4 protein-coding genes are annotated in these 3,315 nt (G+C 39.2%); 3 read left to right on the plus strand and 1 reads right to left on the minus strand.

Annotation, left to right across the window (positions count from 1 at the left end):
* The first annotated feature begins 163 nt into the window (after nt 1–163).
* From FTT98_RS17505 to FTT98_RS17515, 3 genes are all read left to right on the plus strand, one after another.
* The gene (locus FTT98_RS17505; protein ID WP_180177605.1) at nt 164–580 is read left to right on the plus strand and encodes a Cd(II)/Pb(II)-responsive transcriptional regulator; all 417 of its coding nucleotides are present in this window, start codon (nt 164–166) and stop codon (nt 578–580) included.
* 80 nt (nt 581–660) lie between these two features.
* On the plus strand, nt 661–2,055 hold the full coding sequence (gene yegQ, locus FTT98_RS17510; RefSeq protein WP_180117513.1) for a tRNA 5-hydroxyuridine modification protein YegQ: 1,395 nt from the start codon (nt 661–663) through the stop codon (nt 2,053–2,055).
* A 9-nt stretch (nt 2,056–2,064) separates the two neighbouring features.
* Nucleotides 2,065–2,319 (plus strand): YfhL family 4Fe-4S dicluster ferredoxin, encoded by a 255-nt coding sequence (locus FTT98_RS17515; RefSeq protein ID WP_180009475.1) that lies wholly within the window; start codon nt 2,065–2,067, stop codon nt 2,317–2,319.
* Nucleotides 2,320–2,605: 286 nt separating this feature from the next.
* Here FTT98_RS17515 and FTT98_RS17520 read toward each other — a convergent pair.
* On the minus strand, nt 2,606–3,315 hold a 710-nt coding region (locus tag FTT98_RS17520), incomplete at its 5' end, for an FAD-dependent oxidoreductase (RefSeq protein WP_180177484.1).

Raw genomic sequence — 3,315 nt, forward strand, 5'->3', positions numbered from 1 at the left:
TCATGAGAAAGCCCATATAAATGGGTAATGTACAAGTTGCTGTAGAAGCATGTTTAATTCGTCTGATCACAGATACTTTATAAAGTATTTTAATACTTTTTTGAATCAGTCAATGCGTAAGTCCTATCTTATTCAAAACTATGGACTCACTCCAAGGTCAAGCATGAACGTACAAAAACATTATTTGATTAAAGAATTGTCCACCAAATCTGGGGTAAGCATTGACAGTATTCGCTTTTATGAAAAGAAAAAACTGCTGAAACCTAGCTTCCGCGCAGACAACAATTATCGCTATTATGATGAAGAAATGTACAAACGTTTGGTTTTTATTAAGCGCTGTCGAAACCTCGATATTTCTCTCACCGAGATTCAAACCCTGCTTGAACTTGAGCAATCCCCTACGCAAAGCTGTCATGCTGTGAATGAATTAATTGACAATCACATTCGTCAAGTTTCTGAAAAAATTAAAGAATTAGAAAGTTTTAAAATACAGTTAAGTAAGCTCCGTGCTAGCTGTAATGAAACCAGTCAAATTAATGATTGCCAAATTTTAAAACATTTGGAAAACGGAATATCTTGAAAACCCAACTAAAATACTTGGTTGAATCCTTTTTTTAGATCACTACAATAAAGCCATAAATTTTTTATGCCTTTATTGACATGACGATTCAACACGTAACCGAACTCCTCTCACCTGCTGGCTCTTTAAAAAATATGCGCTACGCTTTTGCTTATGGCGCAGATGCCGTGTATGCAGGTCAGCCGCGATATAGCTTACGTGTGCGCAATAATGCTTTCGACCATGACAATTTAAAAATTGGCATTGAAGAAGCTCATGCCTTAGGGAAAAAGTTTTATGTGGTGGTAAACATCCAACCGCATAACTCAAAACTGAAAAATTTCATCCGTGACCTTGAACCTGTGGTTGCCATGAATCCTGATGCACTGATCATGTCTGACCCTGGTCTAATCATGATGGTGCGTGAACATTTTCCAGAAGTGTCCATTCATTTGTCTGTCCAAGCCAATGCGGTGAACTGGGCAACGGTTAAATTTTGGAAAAATATGGGACTGACACGTGTCATTCTGTCACGTGAATTATCAATCGAAGAAATTGAAGAAATTAAACACAATGTACCTGATATGGAAATTGAAGTTTTCGTACATGGTGCATTATGTATGGCTTACTCCGGTCGTTGCTTACTTTCTGGCTATATGAATAAACGTGATGCAAACCAAGGTGCATGTACCAATGCATGCCGATGGGATTATAAAATTCACGATGCAGTTGAAGATGAAACTGGTGATGTTATTCCAGTCACACAAATTAAAGAATCATCATGCTGCAATAATAAAAATGCCGATGAGCAACACGCCCTAGAACAACACCAATTCGGCGAGCCGGTTTTATTACAACGCAATGAAGAAGACATGTTTGCTGCCGAAGAAGATGAACATGGCACTTATTTCATGAACTCGAAAGACTTGCGTGCTGTACAGCATGTTGACCGTTTAACCAAAATGGGCATTCATTCTTTAAAAATTGAAGGCCGTACCAAGTCTTATTTCTACTGTGCGCGTACCGCTCAAATTTATCGTAAAGCCATCGATGATGCCCTTGCTGGTAAACCATTTGACCCTGCTCTCATGTCTCAGCTTGAAGGTCTTGCGAACCGTGGTTATACCGAAGGTTTTCTACGCCGCCATGTACATAGTGAATATCAAAACTATGAAACCGGTTCTTCACGTTTTGATCATCAACAGTTTGTAGGTGAAGTCTTAGAACGCAATGGTGACTCTCTTAAAATCGAAGTGAAAAACCGTTTTGTTGTAGGTGATTCTTTAGAACTGATGACCACTTCAGGCAACATCACCTTCGTTTTAACTGAAATGAAAGATAAAAAAGGTAATCTAATTGACGATGCCAAAGGTTCAGGTCATATCGTGGATATTCCTGTACCTGCCGATGTGGATATGCGATACGCCTTACTGATTCGTAACTTACCCAATTCGACAGTGGATATTTCGGCTTCAACTTTAGCTTATCAGGCTTGAGTTTACTTTATGGCTTTGTTGATTACAGACAAATGCATCAATTGTGACATGTGTCTACCTGAATGTCCCAATGATGCCATTTATGAAGGCTCAAAGATTTATGAAATCGATGTCGCACGTTGTACTGAATGCGTCGGTTTCTATGCGCACCAAACTTGTGTTTCAGTTTGTCCGATTGAGTGCATTGTGCCTCATCCTGAACATGTGGAGACAGATGAGCAGTTAATGGAGAAGTTTAAAGGCTTGAATTTATTTAAATCTTAAATTCGTGATGTGATTGGTATATTAATTGCTTACTCCGCTTTATATTTTATAGAGAAACAACCTTGGGGAAAGTATAAAAATAAGGTTGTAAAACAAAAATAGCTGGGCAACGAATAGGATTCAAAATGTGTGGGAACATTTTTGAATCCTAATTTTGCAGACAAAAAAAGGAACTCCGGTGTTAGCATCCAAAGTTCCTGTAAAACGAGAATATTAAGAAAAATAATATTCAAATGACAACATTCAGCGCGGCCAGCGTGTTTCTCGAAACACACTGGCCTTTCTTTTATTGACCCGAACGGATGATGTAATCAAAAGCAGACAATGAAGCTTTCGCGCCTTCACCTGTCGCAATGATGATTTGTTTGTAAGGTACTGTTGTACAGTCACCGGCAGCAAATACACCTTTTACATTGGTTTCGTTACGTTCGTTAATTACGATCTCACCACGGTTTGAAAGTTCAACTGCTGTTTCTTTTAAGAAATCAGTGTTTGGTAACAAACCGATTTGTACAAAGATACCTGCCAATTCAATCGTTTTGATTTCATCAGTTGCACGGTCTTTGTAGTTCAGTGCAGTCACTTGTGAACCATCACCAACCACTTCTGTAGATAATGCATTCATGATCACAGTGGTATTCGGTAAGCTGTTTAACTTGTCTTGAAGGACTTGGTCAGCACGAAGTTTGGTATCAAATTCAACAAGTGTTACATGTTCCACAATACCTGCAAGGTCAATCGCCGCTTCGACACCTGAGTTACCACCACCAATCACCGCAACACGTTTACCTTTAAACAATGGACCGTCACAGTGTGGGCAGTATGCAACACCACGTGTACGGTATTCTTGTTCACCCGGAACGTTCATTTCTCTCCAACGTGCACCTGTTGAAAGAATCACTGTTTTAGATTCAAGTTTTGCACCATTCTCTAAAGTCACTTCAACTAAGCCATTAGCTGTTTGGTCAGCACCTTTGATGTCAGATACACGTTGCA

The organism is Acinetobacter sp. YH12039 (genome assembly GCF_013420015.1).
Classification (GTDB): Bacteria; Pseudomonadota; Gammaproteobacteria; order Pseudomonadales; family Moraxellaceae; genus Acinetobacter; species Acinetobacter amyesii.